Below are 24,250 nucleotides of genomic sequence, written 5' to 3' on the forward strand. Positions count from 1 at the left end.
AGTGCGCATGGTGCCGTATATCAGGTAGCCTGTAAAATAGTAGGTGGTGTAGGGGCTTGGTTTACAGTAAAAAATACAAAAGTTTGCTTTAATACTACAAAGGCCGGCAAAGGAAAGCCCATCCTGGAATCACTATTATACTGGTATGCGCAGGAAACTATATGTATGGATTTGTATCGCGGCTGGTATTGTTTGTACTATACAGGCCTGTACGACAGGTTCTTCCGGACTGTCGGATGAATCGCTGCCCGACGAGGTAAGCTACAACTTCGACATTCGCCCCATCCTTTCCGATAAATGCTACGCCTGCCACGGCCCCGATGCCAACAAGCGGGAGGCCGGTTTACGGCTCGACATGGCCGACAGTGCGTATAAAGCGTTGGCCGATAATCCCAAAGCGCACGCTATTGTTCCCGGTAAGCCCGAACTTTCCGATGTCTTTCTCCGAATTTCCTCTCAGGATAGTACCTATCTCATGCCTCCGAAGGATTCCAACCTAAAACTGACGAAGCGGGAAATTGATTTGATCGAAAAGTGGATCAAACAGGGGGCCAAATACGAAAAGCACTGGGCGTTTGTGGTACCTAAGAAACCCGCCATGCCCAACGTAAAAAATGAGGACTGGCCCCGCAACGAAATCGACTACTTTATCCTGCAAAGGCAGGAACAGGCGGGACTGAAGCCCAACGAAGAAGCCGACAAGGAACGCCTGCTGAAGCGGCTCAGTCTGGACCTGACCGGCCTGCCACCCAGCCTGACGCTGATGGACCAGTTCCTGGCGGACGAGAGTCCCAAAGCCTACGAAAAAGCAGTAGATCAACTCTTGAAAAACCCCGCCTACGGGGAAAAGATGGCGCTGTACTGGCTGGATCTGGCCCGCTACGCCGACTCGCACGGCTACCAGGACGACGGCTACCGCACGCAATGGCCCTGGCGCGACTGGGTTATTCACGCCCTGAACAAAAACCTACCCTACGACCAGTTTGTGACCTGGCAGCTGGCGGGCGACCTGCTACCCAAGGCTGACGAACGGGTAGCCAAAGAACAGCTATTGGCTACGGGCTTCAACCGAAACCATAAGATTACGGAAGAAGGTGGGGTGATTCCCGAAGAGTACCGCGTATCCTACGTCACCGACCGCACCGACCTGCTGGGCAAAGGACTGCTGGGTGTGACGGTAGAGTGCGCCCGTTGTCACGACCACAAGTACGATCCGTTCACGCAGAAAGAGTACTACCAGCTCTACGCTTTTTTTAATAATGTAGAGGAAAAAGGAATAGAGTCGGTAATTGGCGGGCCCGAAACCTACGCCAAGAAACCGCTCATGGAAATCAGTAACGAAGACGTCAAAAGCATCCTGACCTTTATCAATAAACCCGATACCAACCGCCTGATCGTGTCGGTGATGGGGGATCTGGACACGCTTCGGAAAACGTTCATACTCAACCGGGGCGAGTACGATAATCCGGGCGCGGAAGTGGAGGCCGGTACTCCAGCCTCTATTTTACCTTTTAGTACTAAGTACCCCAAAAACCGGCTGGGTCTGGCGCAGTGGATGTTCGACAAGAGCAATCCGCTCACTGCCCGGGTGGTGGTCAACCAGGTATGGCAGGAGTTATTCGGAAAGGGACTAGTCAAAACCTCCGGCGATTTTGGCATGCAGGGCGACCTGCCCTCGCACCCCCAGCTACTTGACTGGCTGGCGGTTGATTTCCGGGAGCACGGCTGGGACATGAAGCGCCTGGTCAAACAGATGGTACTTTCCGCTACCTACCGGCAGTCGGCGGTGATCACCGATGATGAGCTACGCGCCGATCCGGATAATATCTTGCTGGCGCGTGGACCACGCAATCGGCTCCACGCGGAGTTTATTAAAGACCTGGTACTATCCAGCAGCGGATTACTCAACAAAACCATTGGCGGTCCATCGGTAAAACCCTACCAGCCCGCCGGGCTATGGGAGGGGGCTACCTCGGGGCGGGGGCTACTCTCTACCTACAATCAAGACCACGGTGGCGCGCTGTACCGACGAGGTATGTACACGCTGATCAAGCGTACGGTACCACCGCCTTCCCTGGGTATATTCGACGCCAGCAATCGGGATCAGTGCGAAGTCAGGCGGTTAAAAACCAACACGCCTCTGCAGGCGCTGGTCATGATGAACGACCCAACAGTACTGGAAGCCTCCCGGGTACTGGCTACGCGGCTGTTGCAGGAAAAGAGTGCTACACAGGACAAGATCAGCAAGGCCTTCCGGCTTATTGTGTGCCGGAAGCCGACCGAAAAAGAGCTCTCGGTACTTACTGCCTACTACGATAAAGAACTAAAAAAGCTGGATGTGACTACCGCCCAAAAAGCAGTGGCCGTAGGAGAGTATCCCCTGCCTTCCAACGTGAATAAACGGGTACTGGCGGCGCTGATGCGGGTAGTGAACAGCCTGTATAATCTGGAAGAAACCATTACGAAAACCTAGTCGGTATGGAAAAGGAAATCCTGGAACACGGTATGAACTTCAACCGGCGTCGCTTCTTATCCACGCTGAGTCTGGGGCTGGGGAGTGTGGCCCTGGGGTCACTGATGATCCCGGATCTGTTCAAAGGTGGTGGTAGGGACGAAGAGGGATTAATGGTCGGCATTCCGCATTTTGCACCAAAAGCCAAGCGGGTCATCTACCTGTTTCAGAATGGGGCACCTTCGCAGCAGGAACTGTTCGATTACAAGCCCAAACTACGCGACCTGATGGGGCAGGAAATTCCTCCCTCGGTACTGGGTACCCAGCGCCTTACCGGCATGACGGCCAATCAGGATTCGTTTCCATTGGTGGGTTCTTTTGTTGATTTCAAACAGTACGGCGAATCCCGTGCCTGGGTCAGCGACCTGATGCCCTATACATCCAAAATCGTAGATGATCTGTGCTTTGTGCGGTCTATGTACACCGAAGCCATCAACCACGATCCGGCCCTGACCTTTTTACAAACCGGCTCACAACAGGGCAACCGGCCCAGCATGGGCGCCTGGCTGAGCTACGGCCTTGGCAACGAAAACAAAAATCTGCCTGACTTTACGGTACTTCTTTCGCGGGGCATCGGCAATGGGCAGGGCGTTTATTCCAAGCTGTGGTCAAACGGCTTTTTGGATTCTATTCATCAGGGCGTGCAGTTCAGTAAGGGCGAAGATCCGGTGCTGTACCTGCGCGATCCGGAAGGAATGGACCGGCACGACCGGCGGGCTATGCTGGATAATTTGTCTGAGCTCAATCAACTGGCCTACGACGAATTTGGAGACCCGGAAATTACGGCCAAGGTGAAGCAGTACGAAATGGCCTACCGCATGCAGACCGCCATTCCCGAAGTCATGGATTTGTCCAAAGAATCGGATGATATTATCAAGCTCTACGGACCCGACTGTCTGGTACCGGGTACCTACGCCGCTAACTGCCTGCTGGCGCGCAAGCTGTCCGAAAACGGCGTCCGCTTCGTGCAGCTGTACCACCAGGGCTGGGATCAGCACGGGAATCTACCCATGGAAATTGCCAGTCAGGCCAAGGACGTGGATCAGGCCTCGGCGGCCCTGGTAACCGACCTGAAGCAACGCGGGCTACTGGACGAAACGCTGGTAATCTGGGGTGGGGAGTTTGGTCGTACCAGCTATACCCAAGGCAAGCTGACCAAGGATAATTACGGCCGCGACCACCACCCACGCTGCTTTACGATCTGGATGGCCGGCGGGGGTATTAAACCGGGTATGGTCTACGGCGAAACGGACGAGCTGGGCTATAACATCAGCCGCAATCCGGTACACGTCCACGATTTTCAGGCTACAGTGCTGCACCAGCTGGGCCTGGACCACGAAAAGCTGATTTTTAAACATCAGGGACGCAGGTACCGCCTCACCGATATTTCGGGAAAAGTGGTGAGGGATATTATTAGCTAGAAACTGTTAGGTATTAGCGGTTAGCTTTTAGCTTGACTTGTTACTAGAAATTTGATGCTCGTACGTAAAATAGAAACTTTAACAGCCCTCTCATAAGCCACCGCTCGGGCGGCCCCGCTTGCGCTGTGGGCAGTTGTGCGTGAGCCTTGCGCAGTCCCACAGAGCACAGAGGCGTTGAGAGGGCGGGGCCCGCCCGGAGGAGCGCCTCCCGGCCGTGAGGGCAAAAGCTGGCATCGCCTTAACGTCTGAATTAAGTCAAAAGAAAAGAGTTCTTTATGAACAGAAAAGTCAAAGGCATTGCCGAACAGGTACTTATTGTAGCCGGAATCTTCATCCTGTTTTTACTACTGGTCGAAGACCGGCTGGTGGTACCCCTATGGCTGCAGGCCGTAGGAAGAATGCACCCTTTGCTCCTGCATTTCCCTATTGTGATTCTGCTTCTGGCGATGGGAATGGAGTTTTTTCGCTTCAATAGTACCTACTCAAGTCAGCCCTTTTACCGTTCTTTCTTGAATAACCTACTCTTGTTTGGCGCCTTAACGGCGGCGTTGACGGTGATCATGGGCCTGTTTCTGGCGCGGGAAGAAGGCTATTCCGGCGAAGTACTGCAGTGGCATAAATGGACTGGTGTGGGTGTGTTCGGGCTGACTACCCTGTTATACTTCTGCCGCCATGTAAGCTGGTACGGGACTACAGCGGCCCGGGGCGGGGCCGTCCTGACGGTGCTGCTGCTGTTGACGGCCGGGCACTACGGCGCTACCCTCACCCACGGTGACAGCTTTGTGGTTGCTCCCCTGATTACCCTTGAGGAGGAAGCCCCGGTACCCCTCGAAGAAGCTTTGGTATTTGACCACGTCATCCAGCCCATCTTTGAGCAAAAGTGCGTGAGCTGCCATAATCCCGAAAAGAAGAAAGGCAACTTACTACTTACCGACGAAGCGTCCATTCGGAAAGGCGGAAAAACAGGCGAGCTGTTTGTTCCCGGCAAGCCGGAACTGAGTCTGTTTCTGCAGCGCATTCACCTGCCTGCGGAGGAAAAAAAGCACATGCCTCCCAAGGGCAAGGTACAGTTGACCGAGGAAGAGATGGCACTGCTATCCTGGTGGGTGAAAGATCGGGCTGATTTCAATAAAAAAGTACTGGACCTGCCCCCAACGGATTCTTTACGCCTTGTTGCCACCCGGTTATTCAACTCGGGAAGTACCCGGGAGCTTTACACCTTTGCCGCGGCGGACGAAGCCACTATACATAAACTCACAACCAACTACCGGACCATTGCTCCCCTGGCCCGCGAATCGCCCGCTTTGTCCGTTAATATTTATAATCAAAATGACTATACCCCGGAGAAGTTAGAGGAACTGCATGAACTGCGGCAGCAGATCGTGTTCCTGAACCTCTCGAAGATGCCCGTTAAGGACGCCGACCTGAAAAAGATCAGTCAGTTTGAAAATCTGCAAAAGTTGAATCTTAATTTTACGGATATTACTGGTAAAGGCCTCAATGAACTGGCTTCTTTAACCCGGTTAAAGAGCCTCTCACTTTCGGGTACTCAGGTCACCTACACAGATTTGCGGAAACCTCTTCGTTCCTTCAAAAGTCTGCAGACGGTGGCCGTATGGGATACGGGGCTGAGCGAATCAGAAATAACGCAGCTGCAAAAGGAATTTCCCGGCGTCCATTTCATCGCCGGCTTCAAAGACGATGGACAGAACCCCCTCACGCTGAATCCGCCCCAGGTAGGTAGCAGTTCCACTATTTTCAAGGAGTCAATGCCATTGCAACTGGAGCATCCGATCCGGGGCGTGGAGATCCGCTATACCACCGACGGCACCGAGCCCGACAGTGTGCATTCGCCCGTATTTAAGGAAGGCGCTGTGCTTGGTACAAGTACTTCCATCAAGGCCAAAGCCTACAAGGTGGGCTGGTTGGGAAGCAAAGTGGCGCAATTTGATTTTTACCGGGGTACCTACCGGCCCGATAGTGTACGACTGCTGTTTCCACTTAACCGGGTACATCAGGCCGAAGGCGCCGATACTTTTTTCAATGAGAAACTGGGTACTTTTAACGCCAACAGCCCCGCCTGGGCCAATAACTGGGCGGGCGTCCGGGATAACGACATGGCCTTCATTGCCGAATTTAAAAAGCCAGTCACTATAACCTCCGTAGCCCTGCGAACGATGGTGGAGCCGGAAACGGGCATCTTCCCGCCCGCTGCGGTGGAGGTATGGGGAGGTACCTCAGAATCCGGGATGAAGCTGCTAAGTACTCTCAAGCCCAGGGTACCTACCAAAGACACCAAACCGTCACTCACTGCGTACGAGGTTACCTTTAAGCCCCAGACGGTTTCCTACTTAAAGATCGTAGCCAAACCCCTCGCCAAGAGGCCCGAGTGGCACAGCGGTAAGGGAAAGCCGGCACTGCTGCTGGTGGATGAGGTGTTTGTGAACTGAATCTACCCGTGGCACAGCTCAAAGCAGTGCCACGGATCAGATCAGTAGGTACTACACCACTTCCCGCAGGACCTCCCACACATTGTCAGCCAGGATACGGTGACCCTCGGCGGTGGGGTGGATACCGTCGCGCTGGTTGAGTTTTACTTCACCACCCACACCTTCCAGCAGGAAAGGGATCAGCATAATATTATTCTTTCGGGCCAGCTCGGGATACAGGCCCCGAAAATCAGTGGCGTACTTCGCGCCCATATTGGGGGGAATCTGCATACCGGCCAGAACTATTTTGGCTTCGGGGTATTTGGCTTTTACCTTATCAATAATGGATTGCAGGTTTTTGCGGGTTTCGGCGACGGGTATACCCCGCAGGCCGTCGTTACCACCCAATTCCAGCACAAAAACATCGACCGGCTGGCGTAGAACCCAGTCGACGCGGCTGTTGCCCCCGGCGGAAGTTTCGCCGCTGTTGCCGGCGTTGATTACTTTATAGGGCATATTTAAGGAGTCGATCCGTTCCTGAATCAGGGCCGGAAAAGCTTCGGAAGATTCCAGACCGTAGCCCGCAGTGAGGCTGTTACCAAAGAAAAGAATGGTTTTTATGGGTTGTTCAGCAGCGCTGGAGTCAGACTGAGTAGCAGCCGGTTGTTGGACAGCGGCTTCCTGTTTGTTATTATTACAGGAAACTAGCCCAATTGTCCAACAAAACAGGCTGAAAAAGATTAATTTATTCATAAGGTACTGTATTTGAAAGTTTGATCGAATACTTTGTAAACAAATAAAGGCTGCAAAAGCTCAGAAAAAAACCGGAAATATCCGGGACGGCAAGATAATTTAAAACCCTTCATGGAATCAATACTTACGTTACAACAGGTTAGTAAAATATACAGGAGTGGCAACCGGGACCTGACGGTGCTGGATGGAGTCAATTTTGAAGTACCCGTCGGTTCGACAATGGCCATCGTCGGGCCTTCCGGCAGCGGCAAAACTACCTTGCTGGGCCTCTGCGCCGGACTCGACCGCGCCAGCTCCGGTAGCGTGCAACTGCACGACACCCGTCTGGACACGCTGAACGAGGACCAACTGGCGGCGGTACGCAACCGCTACGTTGGCTTTATCTTTCAGAATTTCCAGCTACTGCCCACCCTGACCGCCCTCGAAAACGTAATGGTACCCCTGGAACTGCGGGGCGAGAAAAATATTCGCCCCCGGGCCCTGGACCTGCTCGACAAAGTAGGCCTGGCCGACCGCAGCCATCACTACCCCACCCAGCTCAGCGGGGGCGAGCAGCAGCGGGTGTCGTTGGCGCGGGCTTTCTCCAACAAGCCCCAGATCTTGTTTGCCGACGAACCCACCGGTAACCTCGACGCCGAAACCAGCGAAAAAGTAGTACATCTGCTCTTTGACCTGAACAGAGACGCGGGTACCACGCTGGTACTGGTAACCCACGACCTGGACCTGGCGGCCAAAACCCAACGTATTATTAAAATAAAAGGAGGCAGGATCAGCTCAGATGAAAGAGTCGGTTGAAAACTCGGATGAAATCTATAAAGAAACAATGAACTTCCCCTGGCTCTTACAAATGGCCTGGCGCGACAGCCGTCGCAACCGGGCCCGGTTGCTGTTGTTTATATCGTCGGTGGTGCTGGGAATAGCGGCGCTGGTGGCGATATACTCGCTGGGCGACAACCTGCGGCAGAATATTGATAACCAGGCGGCCTCCCTGCTGGGCGCCGACCTGGAACTTTCGGGCAACCGGCCGGCCGGGCCGAAGATGCAGAAGCTGATTGATTCGCTGGGTACCCGGCGCTCCGAAGAGCGGAGCTTCCCCTCGATGATTTATTTCCCTAAAAATGGCGGCTCACGCCTGGTCCAGATCCGGGCGCTGCAGGGGGAGTTTCCCTACTACGGCGCACTGGAAACAACTCCCGTTTCGGCCTCCGGGGCTTTCCGAAACCAGCGACAGGCCCTGGTAGACCAAACCCTGATGCTCCAGTATGAGGCGCAGGTGGGCGATTCCATTAAGGTAGGGGAGGTCACTTTCGCCATTGCGGGGGTACTTCTGAAAGCACCCGGACAAACGGGCATTTCTACCACAGCGGCGCCGTCGGTGTACATTCCCCTGCGTTATCTCAGCCAAACCGGCCTGGCTCAGAAGGGGAGCCGGATCAGATACAAGTACTTCTTTGAACTGGCTCCGCAGACAAATGCCGCCCAATTGGTTAAAAGAATTAAGCCCCGCCTGGATGTGGAGGGCATGAACTACGAAACCATTGAAAGCCAAAAAGAAGACACCGGCCGCTCTTTCCGTGACCTCACCCGTTTTCTGTCGTTGGTAGGTTTTATAGCGCTGCTGCTCGGCTGCATCGGCGTAGCCAGTGCCATTCATATTTATGTGCGCGAAAAGCTCAATTCCATTGCGGTGCTGCGCTGTATGGGGGTGAAGGCGTCGCAGGCTTTCCTGATTTACCTGATTCAGATCACCGGTATCGGTATCGTCGGATCATTGCTTGGGGCGCTGTTAGGTACCCTTATCCAGCAGTTTCTGCCCCTGGTTATCCAGGACTTCCTGCCCATCGAGGTCACTACCGATATATCCTGGGCAGCCATAGGGCAGGGTCTCGCGTTGGGGGTACTTATCTCCATTTTGTTTGCCCTGCTGCCCCTGCTATCCATCCGCAAAGTGTCTCCGCTTACGGTACTTCGGGCCTCGTTTGAGCCGACCCGGCGGGAAAGAGATCCACTAGCGTGGCTGGTCTACGGACTTATCCTGCTGTTTATCTTTGGTTTTACGGTTTTGCAAATGAAGAACTGGCGGGAGGCGCTGGTCTTTACGGGCAGTGTTCTGGCCGCTTTCTTTGTACTAATCGGGATGGCCTCGTTGCTGATATGGCTGGTGCGCCGGTTTTTCCCGACCTCGTGGAGCTACCTGTGGCGGCAGGGGCTGGCCAACCTCTACCGCCCCAACAACCAGACCGTCATCCTGATGGTATCCATTGGCCTGGGTACCGCTTTTATCTGTACGCTCTTTTTTGTGCAGACAATACTACTGAGCCGGGTTACGCTGTCGAGCAGCGGCAATCAGCCCAATATGGTTTTGTTTGATATTCAGGCGGCGCAGCGGGAACAGGTACTGGCGCTGGCCCGGCAGCAGGGCCTGCCCGTGGATCAGACAGTACCTATTGTGACCATGCGGCTGGAAGAAGTAAATGGCTATACGGCGGCCGAAGCCCAGAAGGACACTACCATTGACGTACCCCGCTGGCTCTACGGCCGGGAGTACCGCATAACCTTCCGGGATTCCCTGACCCCCTCCGAAAAAGTAACGGAAGGCGCCTGGCAGGGGGTAGCTCCCGCCCCCGGCCTGCCGGCTATTTCGCTGGAACAGGGCTTTGCCCGGCGCAGTAACATCAGCTTGGGCGATACGCTGAGCTTTAATGTACAGGGTAGTCTGATATCTACCGTAGTGGGTAGCTTCCGCGAGGTAGACTGGAACCGGATTCAGACCAATTTTGTGGTAGTGTTCCCGACGGGTGTACTCGAAGATGCGCCGCAGTTTCACGTACTGCTCACCCACGTACCTTCCCAGGAGGTGTCGGCGCGGTTTCAGCAGGCTATGGTGCGGCAGTTTCCTAACGTATCGATCATAGATCTAGGGCTGGTACTGAAGGTACTGGATGACCTCTTCGAGAAAATAGGCTTTGTCATCCGGTTTATGGCGGGTTTCAGTATACTGACGGGGCTGGTGGTACTGGTGGCGTCGGTGTTGATCAGCAAATTTCAGCGTATTCAGGAAAGTGTGCTGCTGCGTACGCTGGGGGCCAGTCGCCGGCAGATTTTTGCCATTACGGCGCTAGAGTACTTTTTCCTGGGGGCTTTGGCCGCTGCTACGGGTATTCTGCTGGCGTTGGCGGGGAGCTGGGCCCTGGCGCGGTTTAGTTTCGAAACCGAGTTCCGGCCTGAGCTGCTGCCGGTGCTGGTTATTTTCGGGCTGGTTTCGCTGATTACTGTATTTATCGGGCTGATCAACAGTCGGGGCATCCTGTCGCGGCCTCCGCTGGAAGTGCTAAGGCAGGATGTGTAAAAGGAGCGTATTATTAAAGATACTAATTGCTCACTTTCGGGCTATTTGTCTATTTTTACATTATTAGTTCAAAAACCTCTGTTTCATTGCTCGCTCTCAACGGCCGATTGCAGCGTAAATCTATTGATCCTTCTCATATTAGTATTTTCTAGACACCCAGACTAGATAGCAAAATGAAGCCCAAATTTATCGCTATTAGTGAAAATATAATCCAAAAGATACAGTCCGGAGAGCTACAACCCGGGGATCAGGTACCCTCTGAGAATGAATTGATCAAGAATTATAAAGTAAGCAACACTACCGCCCGCAAAAGTCTGCTGGATATAGAGTCCAAAGGCTGGGCCAAACGAATAAAAGGGAAAGGTACTTACGTACTGAACCGTACCCGCGACCACCACCTGATCCGTACGCTGGGCTCCGTCTACGCCACCCGCCGCGGGTTTAATGAAAGCCTGCTCGCGGAGGGGTTTCAACCCAAAAATCTGGTGCTCGAAAAAACGATTCTGCCGGATGGGATTTCTTCCGAGATCGGGGGGAAACATTTTATCATAGACGGGCCGGTCCTGAAGATACACCAGCTACGCTACGCCGACGAAGAGATTATCAAGGATGAGTTGAAGTATATATCTCTGAAGCTCTGCCCGAATATCAACCGGATGCCTACCGAAATATCGTACTTCAAGGTGTATGAAAGTACGTATCACCTCAAGATTGAAGAAGTAAAGCAGACGCTGAGCGCGGATATCATGAAACCTGATTCGTTGGAAAATAACTTTGACCTGCGAAAGGCCACCCCGATGTTTATCTTAGACAGCGCCGTTGTGTGTACCAAAAGCAAGGTGGTAGAAATCGAACGTTCCTACTACCGGGGCGATAAGTACAAGTTTGCCATCATTGCCAATCCGGACTACAATGACAATGAGCAGAAGGAAGGCTAAGTCTTCTTTACTTTTTCTCAATTAGCCACTGCGCAATAGCATTAGCTATGATCTGGTGGCCTGTCAGATTGGGATGATTGACGTGCGACATATACTCTTTCAGGTTGCCGCTGGCGGCTATTTTTTTGAATTCAGCATACGGATCAGCCAGCCCTACTCCATATTGTTTCGCCAGCTGCCGGATTTGTTCGGTATGCGGTTCCAGCGGATTATCCGCCGCCAGCAGGTCAACCCGCTGGTCGGGGGACGGTGTTACCAGAATCACTTTGATGTTCTGAGCCAGCGCCTTTTTGATCATGTCTTCCCAGGCTTCTTTCGCTTTTTCCAGCCCCATAAACCGGTCGTTCAGGGCATAGTCAATCAGGAGTACGTCGGGCCGGTGTACCAGTACTTCCTTTTCCAGCCGCTGGTTGCCTTTCTGCGAGTTCTCGCCGCCGATGGCCGTTACGATCACGTTTATCACGGCGTAGGGGTACTGTTCTTTAAGCTTCTTCAGGACCAGGTGCGGGTACGACTCCAGTGTATGTACTTCGTGGTCGTGCCAAAAACCAGCTGGTACCGAGTGCCCGTGGAAAACAATGTTGACCGTCCGGTTTTTGGGCCATACCGCATTCAGTTCTTTCTTTACATCGGCCAGGTACTGATCAGGGTCGGCAATTTGGGCCTGGGCAGGTACCGCCAGTCCCAGCATAGTAAGCAGAATGAGGAAAATTCTCATGATTGAATAGGAATACTGTATGGATAAGTGGCTAACGAGCGGGGAGATTCAATCAGGGATATATTTTAAAAGTTCATCCAATTCTTTATCGCTGATATTTTCCTTTTGGGATTTGTCATAAATTGAAAGGAGATAAACTGAATTTTCAGCAACTACCAGATTAATGATAAGCCTTGCTCCGCCCGATTTACCTTTTCACTTGGAAGCACGGCCATACGTATCCTGAAGCAGTCTTTACCGATGGGCGTACCTTGCTGGGGATTTTCTTTAAGTACCTGCACTAATTCCAGCAGTTCTTTCTTTAAAGAAGCATACTTTTTGATTAATCTTTTGGCCTGTCTCTCAAAAACGGCAATGGATTTTACATTATAACTCATTCAGAAAGTCTTCTGCATTACGAGCTTCTTTCTTGCCGGTCCGGATCAGTTTCATTTCTTCAACCGCCTCCCTTATTTCTTCCATCAGCAGAGCTTTGGCATCAGTAAGGGGCGTTGCTTTTACATAGCTAATGCTATTAAGTACTTCCAGCAGCGAGGATGCTTTATGGTCGGGTATATCTAACAGTACTTTCATTTCATAAACTAATTAATAGCTACCAGGCATCACAATTTCTTGCCAGTTTGGTCCAGCTGTGTAAAGATAAACATACACTTTGATAAATGCCAGCAGGTATCAGGGCTCAACGATTTTTACCTTCATCAGCGTCACCGGCCCCAGCAATCCCGATTTCTTGAGCGGCACTTCTCCCCAGGGTGTCAGGTTTTTGTTGGCTTTTACAATGTTGGTATTCGTGAATTTTTCGCCCGTCAGCGCATCGCCGGTCATGCGGTTGGACCAGGTATTGGCTACTTCTACCTTTAACTTATTTTCTCCCTCTTTGACGGCGTCGGTAATGTCAAAGCGGTGCGGTTTTGACCAGGTAATGCCCATTGGTTTATCGTTTACCCATACCTCGGCTACTTCGGCTATGTCGCCCAAATCCAGGTATATGCGCCCATCCTTTGGGAGCTGGTTAATTTCAAAAGATTTATCATACGCCGCTATACCCGAAAAGTGCCGTATGCCTTTATCGGGAGCCTCGGTCCAGGATATAAGTTTGGAGAAGGTGGTTTTGTCGGGAGCGCCCCAGTTTTTGGGGAATGTGAGGTTCCAGGCACCCGTCAGGGTAGTAACGGGTGATAGTACCTCTACCCGCTGCGAGGCCGATCCTTTTTTTACCTCAAAAGATTTATTCTCCAATGAATAAAAACCGTTGGCTGTGTAGTGTATTCTGGGTGGATTACCGTTGACGCTAGCCACGGACTGGTAGTGTGCGCCGGGCTTCTCGTTGGTGAACGCTACAAAGTAAGAACCGAAGGGTGGAAGGGTAAGGGGCAGCCTGGTTAAATTTCCGGCCTGATCATAGATTGAAACAGGAGCAATCTCACCCGTTTCAGGATTCCACAGCTCAGGGGCTTTATTCTTCTGCCGGAAGCTGACGTTATGCGACACCCACTGGTCGGTAGTATTGCGGATCAGATAAAAATCATTACCGTTTTTGGCGTAGTGGATGTAGTCCAGGGTACCTGCCTGCTGGTCTGGATAACTGAAGTCAGGGGCTACCTGTAAAGCGGCCAGTACCTGAGCGGGTTTAGCATTGGCGTATATTTTTCCATTTTCACGCGCTTTGGGGTTGAAGGTACTGGTGGTCCAGAGCTGATTGGCGGCGGTAGCTACCTGGGTGCTGGCCTGGGGCTGGCGATTCAGGCCGGCGGAGCCTGCGGGCTTCTGCCCTACAATAATAGCGCCCTGCTGAGCCAGTACCCTGAGCTTCGCCAGTGCCTCCGGATTCATCTCTGATTCATTTCCAACCGTAAGTACCTTGTATCGGCCTACGCCAGGTAGTACCAGTTCTCCCTTGTCAACCGTCAGGTCTCTGATAAGTACTTCAGTATTAATAATCTCGTAATCATAGCCCGGCCCGACGCTGAACCGGGTGTTCTTGGGCGGTACCAAGTTAGGTACCTTATCGCCGTAGTAGTAGAGTACATCCGCCACAAAATCGGTGTTTTGCAGGATGTAGGAAATGCGGCTCAGGTACTCGTTGAAAGGCCTGATCTTGGGCCACCAGGCGCGACGGTCGTTGTAGTGGGTACCGGCAAAGTAGGCAATACCTGGATACCCGAAGCCCGTAGGATTGTGGGGAAATCCGTGAATGACCAGCCGGTTCATTCCTTCGCAGAAAGCGCGGTCAGCGATGACCTTCAGGTCAGCGGGGCCTTCCTGCCAGTCCCAGTAGCTGGTAAAGGCTTCTTCCTCCACCATACCCCGTTTATAAATATGGGAGGCTGCGGCAATCTCCTTCACCAGCCAGATCAGATCCACCACGCTATCCTTGTCAAAGAACGTCCGGTTGTACCAGAATTCACCGCGCGGAATGTCCAGCGACCCCAGCGCTTTGAGCGTTTCGACGGGAATGTGGTGCAGGTGCCCCGGTCCACCGGCTTCGGACGTGATTTTGAGTCCGTACCTGTTGCAGATTTCCTTTGACTTCCGGTAGTGATTGTTGATCATCAGCTCCGAGAAGGTCTTTGTAAAATCAAAGTTGAAGTCTGCCTGGGTTTTCGCGTCAAACAGCTCAGGATTGTAAATGGCCGGAATGAACTTGTAAATATCGTAGCCGTGCAACTGCCGGAAGGTAACGGGCAGCGACGAGGTCCAGGTAAATTCCTTGGCTTCGTAGCTGGCCAGGTACAGGTACTTCAGAGCGCTCTTGCTGAAATCTCCGAGGCGGGGCTTCAGGCGGTCAATGAAGTACATCAGGTGCATTTCGGTGGCCGTCGAATCAAAGTGGTCGATAATCGGCCCGAGTGAATTAGGCGTGGGCCGAATCAGCTGCTCACCCGAGTTGGAGCAGACGTAGCGATACACGTCCCAATCTCCGGCAGGTGCTTTCCAGGAAAGTATTTCGGACTTGGGATCAAAGTACCTGGTCACGTTGATGATCGTAGAAGTATCAGTCAGATTTTTGGCACCGGCCGGGAGGGCAATCACCGCCACTTCTTCCCGGTACACGGGCTTGCCCGATGCGTCATATTCAATCTGGCGAGGTTTGCCGTTACGGTCGGGTGTGATGGTCGGAAAGGGTAATTTAACTTTCGCGGCAGTAGTACCGTTTACAGGAGTTTTGGAAAAGTAGAGCGTTTTGGCCGCATATTTAGGTTGTACCCAGCTTCCGCCCGCGTTCCAGCTGCTGGCCAGGTTCAGGCCCACTTCCAGGTCCAGTTTACCAGCTTCCTTAATGGCCATTTCGATCACATCCAGCGACTCGTTACCCATATAGGCCGGTCCGGCGGGGATGATGCCGTTGGGGTCGCTGGCGGGTGGCAGGCCTATTTCAAATATATCCACGCCACCCAGTCCGGCGTTTTTGATAGCCAGCAGCTCCTCTTTAAGGCGCACCTTATCCACGTAGCCATTGAGCCACCACCAGTACACCTTGGGACGCGCCTGAGTAGGTGGACTTTTAAACCCCGCTTTCAGGGCCGAAAGCTCCGTATCCGCTTTTCTGGGGGTACTGAAAGAAAACAGAACACCGGCTCCCAGCAGGACAAGCAGGCTGAGCAATTTCCAACTGCCCATCCGCTTCAGAAGAAGAAAGCCAGAATTTAGGGGGCTTGCCATTAGAGTACTTAGTTAACGGGTTGAACATGCTGAATCGTAACGGGGCCCATCAGGCCGGATTCTACCAGGGGCGTTTCCGACCACAGCAGCTCCCGGGACCCCCGTACTTTTAGGTTGGTGCGGGTGTAGTTTTCCTTTTCGTTGATATCGCCGATAATCCGGTTCGACCAGGTATTAATTACCTCCACCCGTAACGAGTTTTCGCCTGGCTTGATGGCGTCGGTGACGTCGTAACGGTAGGGAGCAGCCCAGGTAATACCCAGTGGCTTACCGTTCAGCCACACTTCGGCTACTTTGCCCACCTTACCCAGATCCAGGTAGACCCTGCCCGATTGATTAGCCGGTTTATTGTAGCTGAATGTTTTGGTATACATACCGGAACCGGAGTAGTGCGCTAGTCCTTTATCTGGTGATTGGGTCCAGGAGATGAGATCCGGGAAAGTAGCCTTTTCGGGTGCACCCCAGCCCTTGGTAAACTGCACCTCCCACGCCCCTTTGACAGGCTGGACCTGAATGTTATTCGTTACTTTTTTAGAAGTTGAAGTACCCGTTAACTCGTAAGAGCCATTCTCCATAAACTGCAATCCCTGAGGAGTATACATAAACAGGGGCGGGTGCGTAGAGGCTGAGGTTACGGCCTTGTAGTGGGGCGTACTACCTCCTTTGGTAAAGACAACAAAGTAAGAGCCATAGGGGCCGAAGCTTAAAGGTACTTCCATATAGTCACCTGCCTGATTAAAGACATTGATTGGAATAGCCTCGCCCGTTACCGGATTCCAAAGTTCGGGCGATTTGCCCTGCTGCCGGAAGGAAACGAGCCGCGCTACGGACTTGTCGCTGGTGTTACGAACGAAGTAAAAATCCAGATCGCCTTTTTTATGGTGGATAAAGTCAAGTACCGGCTGACTTTTTCCCATGTAGTCCAGCCGCTGTGATCCTTTGTCGGGGTAGTCAAAATCGGGCTTTACGTTAATGGCCTGTAGAATCTGTAGCGCCGGAGCCGTGAACACTTTTCCTTTTTTCAGGTCATTTTGGCCAAATGCCCCTGATCCACTCCATAGCCGGTCGGCTACGGTTTGGCTGGCTCCCCATACTCCGGTAGGTTTGGTACCGGTAATAATGGCGCCTGCCCTGGATAGTTCTTCCAGTTTCTTGAGTACCGCTGGGTCATTGCCCACTATTTCGTCCAGTGCCAGTACTTTAAACTGTGCCCCGTACGGCAGGGTGAGCAGCCCGTCTTTGACGGTAAGGTCGTTCAGTAGTTTTTCGGTATTAATAATTTCGTAGTCATACCCGGAGCCGACGGCAAAGCGGGCGTTTTTGGGCGTGCCGAAGTTAGGTACCTTGTTGCCGTAGTAGTAGAGTACGTCGGCGGCAAAGTCGGTCACCTGCAAGACGTACGATACCCGCGCCAGGTAGTCGTTGAAGGGTTTAACTTTGGGCCACCAGGTAGTTTTGACGTTGAAGTGGGTACCGGCGGCGTACACATTGCCCGGAAAACCTTCCTTTGTGGGATTATGGGTAAAGCCATGGATTACGGCCCGGCTCATGCCTTCGCAGAAAGCCCGGTCGCCGATGGGGCGCATGTCGCCTGGGCCTTCCTGCCAGTTCTGAAAACTGGTGAAGGCTTCCAGTTCGGTAATCTTGCGCTGGTAGAGGTGCGAAGCGGCCGCAATCTCCTTGACCAGCATTAGCAGGTCAATGCTGTCTTTAGTGTCGTCGAGCCGTTCGTGGTTGATCCAGAACTCCCCGCGGGGAACATCCAGTGAGCCTAAGGCTTTGATGGCCTCTACGGGTACATTGTGCAGCGGTGGGCCCGGCCCTCCCGATTCGGAGATCAGGTTCAGCCCGTAGCTGTTGGCAATTTCTTTTCCCTTCCGGTAATGATTGTTAATCATCAGCTCCGAAATGGTCCGGTTCAGGTCCTGCCGGAAACGGTCGGTAGTAGAGGGGTCGAAGGCGGTTTTGTTAAAAATATAGGGAAGAAACTTCGCTACGTCGTAGCCGTTCAGCTTCCTGAACTCACTGGCAAGTGATGGCGTCCACAGGGCATTTTTAGCTTCAAAGCTGGCCAGGTACAGGTTTTTCAGGGCCGTTTTTCGAAAATCACCCAGTACCGGTTTCAGACGATTGATGAAGTACATGAAGTGCATCCGGGTAGCCGTGGAGTCGAAATGATCGATGATGGGCCCTTTGGAATTAGGACTCGGCAGCAGCAGCGGGTCACCTGAGTTGGAGCAGACGTAGCGGTGGATCTCCCAGGAACCAGTGGGTACCTGCCAGTTCAGCGTTTCGGTTTTTGGGTCAAAAAAGCGGGATACATTGACGATCCGGGTGGTATCCAGGTAGGTACCTCCGGCCTGAACCGGAATGGCCAGTACCGCTACTTCCTGCCGAAACAGGGGCTTGCCATCGGCCCCGAACTGAATCAACAGATCAGCTCCTTTGGCATCTTTTCGGGGTATGTCCGGGAAAGGTACCTGAATAGTCTGTCGCCCCGGCTTCTCCACTTTTATTTTAGAAAAATAGAGTGACTTCGCCGCGTACTCCGGCGTGACCCAACTACCTCCCGCGTTCCAGCTACTGGCTAGGTTCAGACCCACTTCCAGTCCCAGTTTTCCGGCTTCCTTTATGGCCATTGTGATCGTGTTCAGTGACTCATCGCCCATAAAGGCCGGCCCCGCGGGTACTAGTCCGTCAGGTCGGAAGCCTATCTCGAAAATATCCACGCCACCCAGTCCAGCCTTCTTGATACTCCGCAGTTCTTCTTTGAGCAGGGTCGTATCGGTATGCCCGTTGAGCCACCACCAGTACACCTTGGCCCGGGAGGTACCCTGGGGATCTTTGAAACCGGCCTGGAGGGTTTTCAGATCCTGAGCAATACTGGTACCTGCCATCCAGCAGGAGGTAAGAAGCAGGAAAGTCAGGGATTTAAAAGTATATTTTTTCATTTCTTTAAGGATTTAGAGAGGATATAGGCGACGGTCAGGGAATTGGAATACTATCCTGGTTTTTGACCATCCACTGATTCAGACTCTTTTTGAGCCGGGCCTTTACCGGCTGGTAATTGGTCTCGTAGGCTAGGTTTTTGGTTTCGCCAGGGTCGTTCCACAGGTCGAACAACTGCTCGTTGTGGGTGCCCTGGTTGTACACATTGTACTTATAGCGCTGGTCCCGGATCATACGGGCGTGGCGGGATTGATTCTCTTTATCATCTTCCAGTTGCACGACCACGTGCTCGCGCAAGGTAGCGTCAGGATTTTCCAGTACTTTACGAAGGCTGGTACCGGTAAACGCTGGCGGATTAGGGATACCGGCGTAGTCGCACAAAGTAGGAGCCAGATCAATGTTCGACACCAGTTGCTTCCGGTCGATTCGTCCTGCGGGGATATGGCCTTTCCAGCTAATGCCAAACGGAACCAAAACGGCTTCTTCATAGAGACTTAGCTTTGCGGCCCATTTGTGCGCCGCCGACCCGTCGCCGTGGTCGCTGGTGAACACGATAATCGTATTGTTATCGAGCTTCTGTTCGCGCAGAGCGTTCATGATCTTTCCAATTTCCCCATCCACCTTTTCTGCAAACCGGTAGTAGTGGTACAGGTAGGCCCGCCAGTCGGCTTCGTTGTAGTGCTGGGTTCGGAGCAGTTCGTCGCCGTAGTGGTCCATCAGCCGCTTCTCTTCCAGCCACTGGGGCTCCTTCATGGGAGGATCGAAGTTAGGAGGCAAAGGAGGCAGCGAAGCTTTAATCTCCGAGGCTTTGGCATAATTAGCAGGCTGGCGGGGTACGTGACAGATGTCGTGCGGGTTGTGGAGCGACACCGCCAGCATAAAGGGCTTGGAATCTTTATAATTCTTTAGGTATTTGACGGCGGCGTCGGCAATAGGTCGGTCGGTATCTTCCCCCAGTTCCCAGGACTTGGCCAGGGATTGGAAAGGAATGACCTTGAATCCATTTACAGAGTCTTTGCCCGATTGGGCGGGGTATGATTCGGGCAAGTGCCACTTACCGGTCCAGGCGGTGTTATAGCCCGCTTTACCAAAAATAGTACCAATGGTCGGAATGGAAGGAGAGATATAAGCCGAGTTGTTCCAGACCACGCCGGTTTCGTGAGGCATCCGGCCCGTAATGAGGCTGCTCCGGGAAGGACCGCAGACGGGCGAACTGCAGTAGGATTCGGTAAAATAGACGCCACGTTTGGCCAGGGCGTCCATGTTAGGCGTTTTCAGATTGGGATTCCCCATCAGGCTCAGGCAGTCATTCGTCTGCTGATCGGTCATGATGATCAGGACATTGGGACGCTGGGGAGCAGAAGTGGGAGATGTAGTCTGAAAACCGTATAGCAGGGCCGCCCCTGCGCATAGCATAATCGATAATAAACCTGTCTTCTTCATTTCACAACTAATTTTTTATGTCAAATAGTCATTTGTTCCGCGCGGAGGCGGCTGCTTACCAGGATACCACCAGGTTTCCGGTTATATTCTCTACTACATAGTGCTTCCCGAATCGATCTTCTCCTTTCCGGAAGGTAATCTGACCGGTTTTCCAGGGATAGGAGGAATTGACATAAGCGTGAAATTGCTCGTCAGTGACCTGCGGTTCGGCGTAGATTCGCACCGTAGCGTTTTTCAGACCGTCTACGCTGTATCGCTTGGTAATACCCTTCTGCCCGGAATGAAGCTCCTTGAACGATACGATACCATCCTGCTGCTCCACGAATACCCGGCTTTCGCGGTTCCAGGAAGTAGGCATGGTGTAGGTAGAGCTCCCTTTATCCAGTTTGGTTTCCAGTCCCAGCAACAGCGGGGCGCCCTGCTGGAATCTGAAGCGCTGCCTGATGGTACTGTTGGGATTATAGCCCGAGAACATAAAGGCATTGTTAGAACGGGCTATGGTCAGCACCGGATTCTTGATGGTAGGGTCCTGCTTTTCTACCACATGGCTAATGCCAAACTCGGGCAACACGTAGCGCAGGTGCAACGGACCGATGAAGTACTTATCCGGCTCGTCAGGGGTGAGCAGGCGGCCGCCCGTAAAACTGCTGGAGTTAGTACCCCGCAGGTAAGCGACTTTTCCGCCCTGCCATTCGGGTTTAGTCCTGACCCACACCGCATCGCGGCTTTTACCGCCCTGCTCTACCTGTACCAATAGTTTGGTGCCGGCGTCGTTGCGGTTTTTCAGTGAGGTACGAAAGCCACCGCCGCTGAACAGCGGCCGGTGGTTGATGACGTTGGGGTATCCTTTTTCCAGTATATCCGTTGTGTAGCTGGTCTTTATTTTAAATTCACCTTCGAGCGGAGCTTCATTTTTCTGATTTAAAAAATCCAGAAAAGCCGGACTGGAATGATCCGTCGGGCCAAAAATGATCAATTTGCCTCCTTTCTGCACAAATCCCATCAGGGCTTTTTCCAATGATGATCCCGCGTCCGGCGCGATCGTTACCAGCGTGGACTCCCGGAAGTACTCTGGATTATTAGCAAGTACAGACTGAAAGGAGCTTGTGGAAATGACCGTATTCAGCGGCAAACCATTGTTGATCGCCTGCCGGATGTACCAGTCGCCGTAGTAGACTTCCGCTAAGCGCTCCTTGGACTGATACGCCCATTTGTGGTACTCATCGAAGGGGTACACCCATACTAGCGGGCCCGGAGCGGTCGGAGAGTCGTAGCGGGCTTTCAGAATGTGTGGCGTTACTTCATCGGGTACCTGGGTGGGCATTTCGCCCAGTGAGTTATCAATGGTCAGGAAGTTCAGGTGCGTTGGGATACCAATTTTCCCGTTGGCATCAATCCGGCTGACGGCCATGGGCAGGTAAATGTCGTGGGGTTCGCGCCCGTAGCGGTCCAGCCAGGGGCTGTTGAGCCACCATGGGTCGTGAGTATAGTACCGAAACAGGAAGCGGTTGTCGGGCAGCTCGGCCATGCGGGACATGTAGCCTACCATTTCCAAACCAAAATCACCATCTAGTGCGGCCCAGGGAGAGTTAGGCGGAGGCAGCATGTTGTAGCCACCCTCGTAGATCTGTTTCAGGTTGACCGCGTCGCGCGCCAGGTCGGCACCCACCGACAGGTTGGTACCTCTCGTCTGAATCTGGAAGTGGGGGCATTCCTTACGGAAGAGCTTCCAGAATTCGTTGATTTTGGCGGTTAGGCCAGCCAGTTTTTCCTGCTCAAATTCTTTACCCGTGAAGGTAGCTCCGGTAGCCGACCAGCCCTCGGCCCCAAAGCCGAACCCGTTGCTGAACCAGATGTAATCGTAGCCCAGGTCTTTCAGAAAATGCTGGCTCTGGCGACCGAAAAATGTACCAAAGGGGGTATTGGCCGGAATACCCGTGGGGAAGCCGGCGTAGGAGCCTTTATCGGCATTCAATACCGAATAGCTACTTACAAAGCTCTTGTGCCCCATGGCGCTGCCGCCCAGTATTTCCGGATGCTTTACGTACTTGAATTCCGACTTGGCAAACTCAGGACCGGGATCAAAGGTTGCCCCCACCAGAACAGGCTTACCCGTTACCTGCTTGCCTACTTCTTTTAAAGTTTGAATAATAAATTTAAGATCGCCGTACGTAAAAGCGGGTGGGTTTTCCATGTAGAGGTAGGCCCGCTCGTGGATAGACAGTTCTTCCGGTCCCGAGCCTACTTCGTGTTTGGTATTGGGGTTGCCCAGGTACCTGGCCCATTCGAGCGGTTGACTCAGGGTACCTTTGTAGTCCACTATTTCGGAGCCATCGCTGGTCCAGAGCATCACGGACACCGTATCGGTATGGCGAAGCAGTGAGTGCCACTGGGTAAACATCTCCGTAGCTACCTCCCGGATGTAGGCTTTATCGTTCTTCTTGAATGGTTTCAGGGAAGCCTCCAGCGTAATGTTGTTGAAGGACTTCCCTTTCAAAGTTGAAATACTGCTCTGAGCCTGGACGGGCTGCGGAAAGAATCCGCAGCCCATAACCAGACAAAAGAATAAGAGAAAAGGCTTTAAAAGGAATAATCGCATAGCTAGCTTCCTGTATTGTGGATTCTTTTTCAGTTTTAATACCCCGGATTCTGACCCAGATTCGGATTAATATCAATTTCCCGCAAAGGAATGGGCATTAGTAATTCATGATTCGCAACCGTAAATTTCAGTCCATTGTCCTGGAAGTACTTATTCATTACTGCCTGTAAGCGTCCGGTACGGACGAGGTCAAACCAACGGTGGCCTTCCAGAAAGAACTCCACTCTCCGTTCCTGCTCGAGCGCCAGCGCTATTTCCGATTTGGACAGGCCAGACAGGGGCTGAAGTCCCGCACGGTTTCTGACCATGTTCAGGTAGGTAAAGGCTTCCTGGGTATTGCCGGTTTCGTTGAGCGCTTCGGCGTACATCAGCAGTACGTCGGCATACCGCAGGGCGGTAAAGTTGATACCGCCATCACCCACAATACCGGTGGTGAAATCCACAAACTTGAGCCCGTGCAAATCTCTTTCGTACCGGCCCGTAACCAGCCGTACCGAATCCCCGATGGAAGCCCTTCTTCTAAGATCGCCCGCTTCGTAGGCACTGGCCATCTGGCGGGTAGGCAGGACCCGTCCTGAACCCTGCATATTTCCCGGAAACATGGCCATGTCGAAACGCGCCGGGGTGAAAATGCTTGAAAAGGAGTTACCTTCTCCTACATTACCCGCCAGGTACTTGATTTCAAAAATAGACTCCGGCAGTTCGTCGTTGCCGTTGATAAACAGCCTCCGGTATTCGGACTGCAGCGAGTATTTTTTCATATCAATCACCTCCTTCAGTACGTTTTTAGCCTGCTCGTATTGCTTGGTGGTGAGATACACTTTGCCAAGCAGCGTTTTGGCAGCTCCGGCTGAGGCCTGTGACTTGCTGGCGAGGGTTACACCATTCAACAGGCTGGCTGATTCGGTCAGGTCCTTAACAATCAGATTGTACACGTCACTGGCGGGCCTTCTGGTCATGTCGAAGTCCATGATTTCATTGGGACTTCGGAATGCAACCTCCACAATGGGTACATTCCCAAACAGACGAACCAGATAGAAGTAACTATACGCCCTTAAAAATAAGGCTTCGCCCCGGAACTGGTTCTTCTGGGCTTCGGTCAGGTTGACCGCGTCCAGACGGGACAGAATGTTGTTACTTCGGGCAATGGTGGCAAAGCTGGTAGTCCATACCGTATTCAGAAAGCCATTGGCTGGAGTTGGATTCATTTCATCCAGTTCCGTCTCGGCCACGGTGGGGGACGTCCACCTGATTTCGGCATTATCGGTAGTCAGGTCACCCAGGTATACAATAGCCGCATCGTGAAGGCCTTGCAGCCCGGCGTAGGTACCGGTAAGCGCCGTTTCAAAATCCTGGGCATTCTTATAGAACGACACCTCGTTTATCTGGTACTCCGGTTGCAGCGACAGAAAATCGGAACAGGAAACCAGCCCCAATCCCAAACACATGAAAGCGATATATTTTTTCATAGTAGTA

16 protein-coding genes are annotated in these 24,250 nt (G+C 52.7%); 6 read left to right on the forward strand and 10 right to left on the reverse strand.

The features are described from left to right. Positions 1–145 precede the first annotated feature (145 nt). From VGN67_RS01425 to VGN67_RS01435, 3 genes are all read left to right on the forward strand, one after another. Positions 146–2,473, forward strand: coding sequence for a PSD1 and planctomycete cytochrome C domain-containing protein (locus tag VGN67_RS01425; RefSeq protein WP_327484973.1), 2,328 nt, complete (start codon positions 146–148; stop codon positions 2,471–2,473). Positions 2,474–2,478: 5 nt separating this feature from the next. Then, positions 2,479–3,933, forward strand: a complete 1,455-nt coding sequence (locus tag VGN67_RS01430; protein ID WP_327484974.1) for a DUF1501 domain-containing protein — start codon at positions 2,479–2,481, stop codon at positions 3,931–3,933. Positions 3,934–4,208: 275 nt separating this feature from the next. Next, positions 4,209–6,383 (forward strand): c-type cytochrome domain-containing protein, encoded by a 2,175-nt coding sequence (locus VGN67_RS01435; protein WP_327484975.1) that lies wholly within the window; start codon positions 4,209–4,211, stop codon positions 6,381–6,383. Between the two features lie 51 nt (positions 6,384–6,434). On the opposite strand, the gene VGN67_RS01440 is transcribed toward VGN67_RS01435, so the two are convergent. Beyond that, on the reverse strand, positions 6,435–7,115 hold the full coding sequence (locus VGN67_RS01440; RefSeq protein WP_327484976.1) for an arylesterase: 681 nt from the start codon (positions 7,113–7,115) through the stop codon (positions 6,435–6,437). Positions 7,116–7,226: 111 nt separating this feature from the next. Between VGN67_RS01440 and VGN67_RS01445 the strand changes: the two genes are divergently transcribed. From VGN67_RS01445 to VGN67_RS01455, 3 genes are all read left to right on the forward strand, one after another. Then, positions 7,227–7,910, forward strand: a complete 684-nt coding sequence (locus VGN67_RS01445) for an ABC transporter ATP-binding protein (RefSeq protein WP_327484977.1) — start codon at positions 7,227–7,229, stop codon at positions 7,908–7,910. Then, a complete protein-coding gene (locus tag VGN67_RS01450) occupies positions 7,894–10,464 on the forward strand; it encodes an ABC transporter permease (protein WP_327484978.1) in 2,571 nt (856 codons plus the stop codon). Before VGN67_RS01445 ends, VGN67_RS01450 begins: the two co-directional genes overlap by 17 nt. A gap of 173 nt (positions 10,465–10,637) precedes the next feature. Further along, on the forward strand, positions 10,638–11,402 hold the full coding sequence (locus VGN67_RS01455) for a GntR family transcriptional regulator (protein WP_327484979.1): 765 nt from the start codon (positions 10,638–10,640) through the stop codon (positions 11,400–11,402). 7 nt (positions 11,403–11,409) lie between these two features. Here the strand turns inward: VGN67_RS01455 and VGN67_RS01460 are convergent, their stop codons facing one another. The 9 genes from VGN67_RS01460 to VGN67_RS01500 form a co-directional block, all read right to left on the reverse strand. After that, entirely contained in the window at positions 11,410–12,120 is a 711-nt protein-coding gene (locus tag VGN67_RS01460) for an SGNH/GDSL hydrolase family protein (RefSeq protein ID WP_327484980.1), read from the reverse strand. Between the two features lie 48 nt (positions 12,121–12,168). Then, entirely contained in the window at positions 12,169–12,288 is a 120-nt protein-coding gene (locus VGN67_RS01465; protein WP_327485014.1) for a hypothetical protein, read from the reverse strand. Beyond that, positions 12,273–12,497, reverse strand: coding sequence for a hypothetical protein (locus tag VGN67_RS01470; protein WP_327484981.1), 225 nt, complete (start codon positions 12,495–12,497; stop codon positions 12,273–12,275). Before VGN67_RS01470 ends, VGN67_RS01465 begins: the two co-directional genes overlap by 16 nt. After that, positions 12,487–12,693: a hypothetical protein gene (locus VGN67_RS01475; RefSeq protein WP_327484982.1), complete on the reverse strand. Its 207-nt coding sequence runs from the start codon at positions 12,691–12,693 to the stop codon at positions 12,487–12,489. Before VGN67_RS01475 ends, VGN67_RS01470 begins: the two co-directional genes overlap by 11 nt. A gap of 99 nt (positions 12,694–12,792) precedes the next feature. Further along, positions 12,793–15,783, reverse strand: a complete 2,991-nt coding sequence (locus VGN67_RS01480; protein WP_327484983.1) for a glycosyl hydrolase — start codon at positions 15,781–15,783, stop codon at positions 12,793–12,795. 8 nt (positions 15,784–15,791) lie between these two features. Next, positions 15,792–18,734 carry a glycosyl hydrolase gene (locus VGN67_RS01485; RefSeq protein WP_327484984.1) on the reverse strand — a complete coding sequence of 981 codons (2,943 nt, stop codon included), beginning with the start codon at positions 18,732–18,734 and terminating at the stop codon, positions 15,792–15,794. A gap of 34 nt (positions 18,735–18,768) precedes the next feature. Beyond that, positions 18,769–20,175, reverse strand: coding sequence for a sulfatase family protein (locus VGN67_RS01490; protein WP_327484985.1), 1,407 nt, complete (start codon positions 20,173–20,175; stop codon positions 18,769–18,771). A 55-nt stretch (positions 20,176–20,230) separates the two neighbouring features. After that, positions 20,231–22,774, reverse strand: coding sequence for a hypothetical protein (locus VGN67_RS01495; RefSeq protein WP_327484986.1), 2,544 nt, complete (start codon positions 22,772–22,774; stop codon positions 20,231–20,233). 35 nt (positions 22,775–22,809) lie between these two features. Then, positions 22,810–24,243, reverse strand: a complete 1,434-nt coding sequence (locus VGN67_RS01500; protein WP_327484987.1) for a RagB/SusD family nutrient uptake outer membrane protein — start codon at positions 24,241–24,243, stop codon at positions 22,810–22,812. Positions 24,244–24,250: the final 7 nt, after the last annotated feature.

The sequence above is a fragment of the Telluribacter sp. genome (genome assembly GCF_035998675.1).
Lineage (GTDB): Bacteria > Bacteroidota > Bacteroidia > Cytophagales > Spirosomataceae > Telluribacter.

Bases quoted from the DNA above. Each gene is read 5' to 3' on its own strand.
- VGN67_RS01490 (WP_327484985.1), bottom strand. From the start codon at position 20,175: ATGAAGAAGACAGGTTTATTATCGATTATGCTATGCGCAGGGGCGGCC.
- VGN67_RS01475 (WP_327484982.1), bottom strand. From the start codon at position 12,693: ATGAAAGTACTGTTAGATATACCCGACCATAAAGCATCCTCGCTGCTG.
- VGN67_RS01430 (WP_327484974.1), top strand. From the start codon at position 2,479: ATGGAAAAGGAAATCCTGGAACACGGTATGAACTTCAACCGGCGTCGC.
- VGN67_RS01495 (WP_327484986.1), bottom strand. From the start codon at position 22,774: ATGCGATTATTCCTTTTAAAGCCTTTTCTCTTATTCTTTTGTCTGGTT.
- VGN67_RS01425 (WP_327484973.1), top strand. From the start codon at position 146: ATGCGCAGGAAACTATATGTATGGATTTGTATCGCGGCTGGTATTGTT.
- VGN67_RS01445 (WP_327484977.1), top strand. From the start codon at position 7,227: ATGGAATCAATACTTACGTTACAACAGGTTAGTAAAATATACAGGAGT.
- VGN67_RS01455 (WP_327484979.1), top strand. From the start codon at position 10,638: ATGAAGCCCAAATTTATCGCTATTAGTGAAAATATAATCCAAAAGATA.
- VGN67_RS01480 (WP_327484983.1), bottom strand. From the start codon at position 15,783: ATGGCAAGCCCCCTAAATTCTGGCTTTCTTCTTCTGAAGCGGATGGGC.
- VGN67_RS01485 (WP_327484984.1), bottom strand. From the start codon at position 18,734: ATGAAAAAATATACTTTTAAATCCCTGACTTTCCTGCTTCTTACCTCC.
- VGN67_RS01470 (WP_327484981.1), bottom strand. From the start codon at position 12,497: ATGAGTTATAATGTAAAATCCATTGCCGTTTTTGAGAGACAGGCCAAA.
- VGN67_RS01460 (WP_327484980.1), bottom strand. From the start codon at position 12,120: ATGAGAATTTTCCTCATTCTGCTTACTATGCTGGGACTGGCGGTACCT.
- VGN67_RS01450 (WP_327484978.1), top strand. From the start codon at position 7,894: ATGAAAGAGTCGGTTGAAAACTCGGATGAAATCTATAAAGAAACAATG.
- VGN67_RS01500 (WP_327484987.1), bottom strand. From the start codon at position 24,243: ATGAAAAAATATATCGCTTTCATGTGTTTGGGATTGGGGCTGGTTTCC.
- VGN67_RS01435 (WP_327484975.1), top strand. From the start codon at position 4,209: ATGAACAGAAAAGTCAAAGGCATTGCCGAACAGGTACTTATTGTAGCC.
- VGN67_RS01440 (WP_327484976.1), bottom strand. From the start codon at position 7,115: ATGAATAAATTAATCTTTTTCAGCCTGTTTTGTTGGACAATTGGGCTA.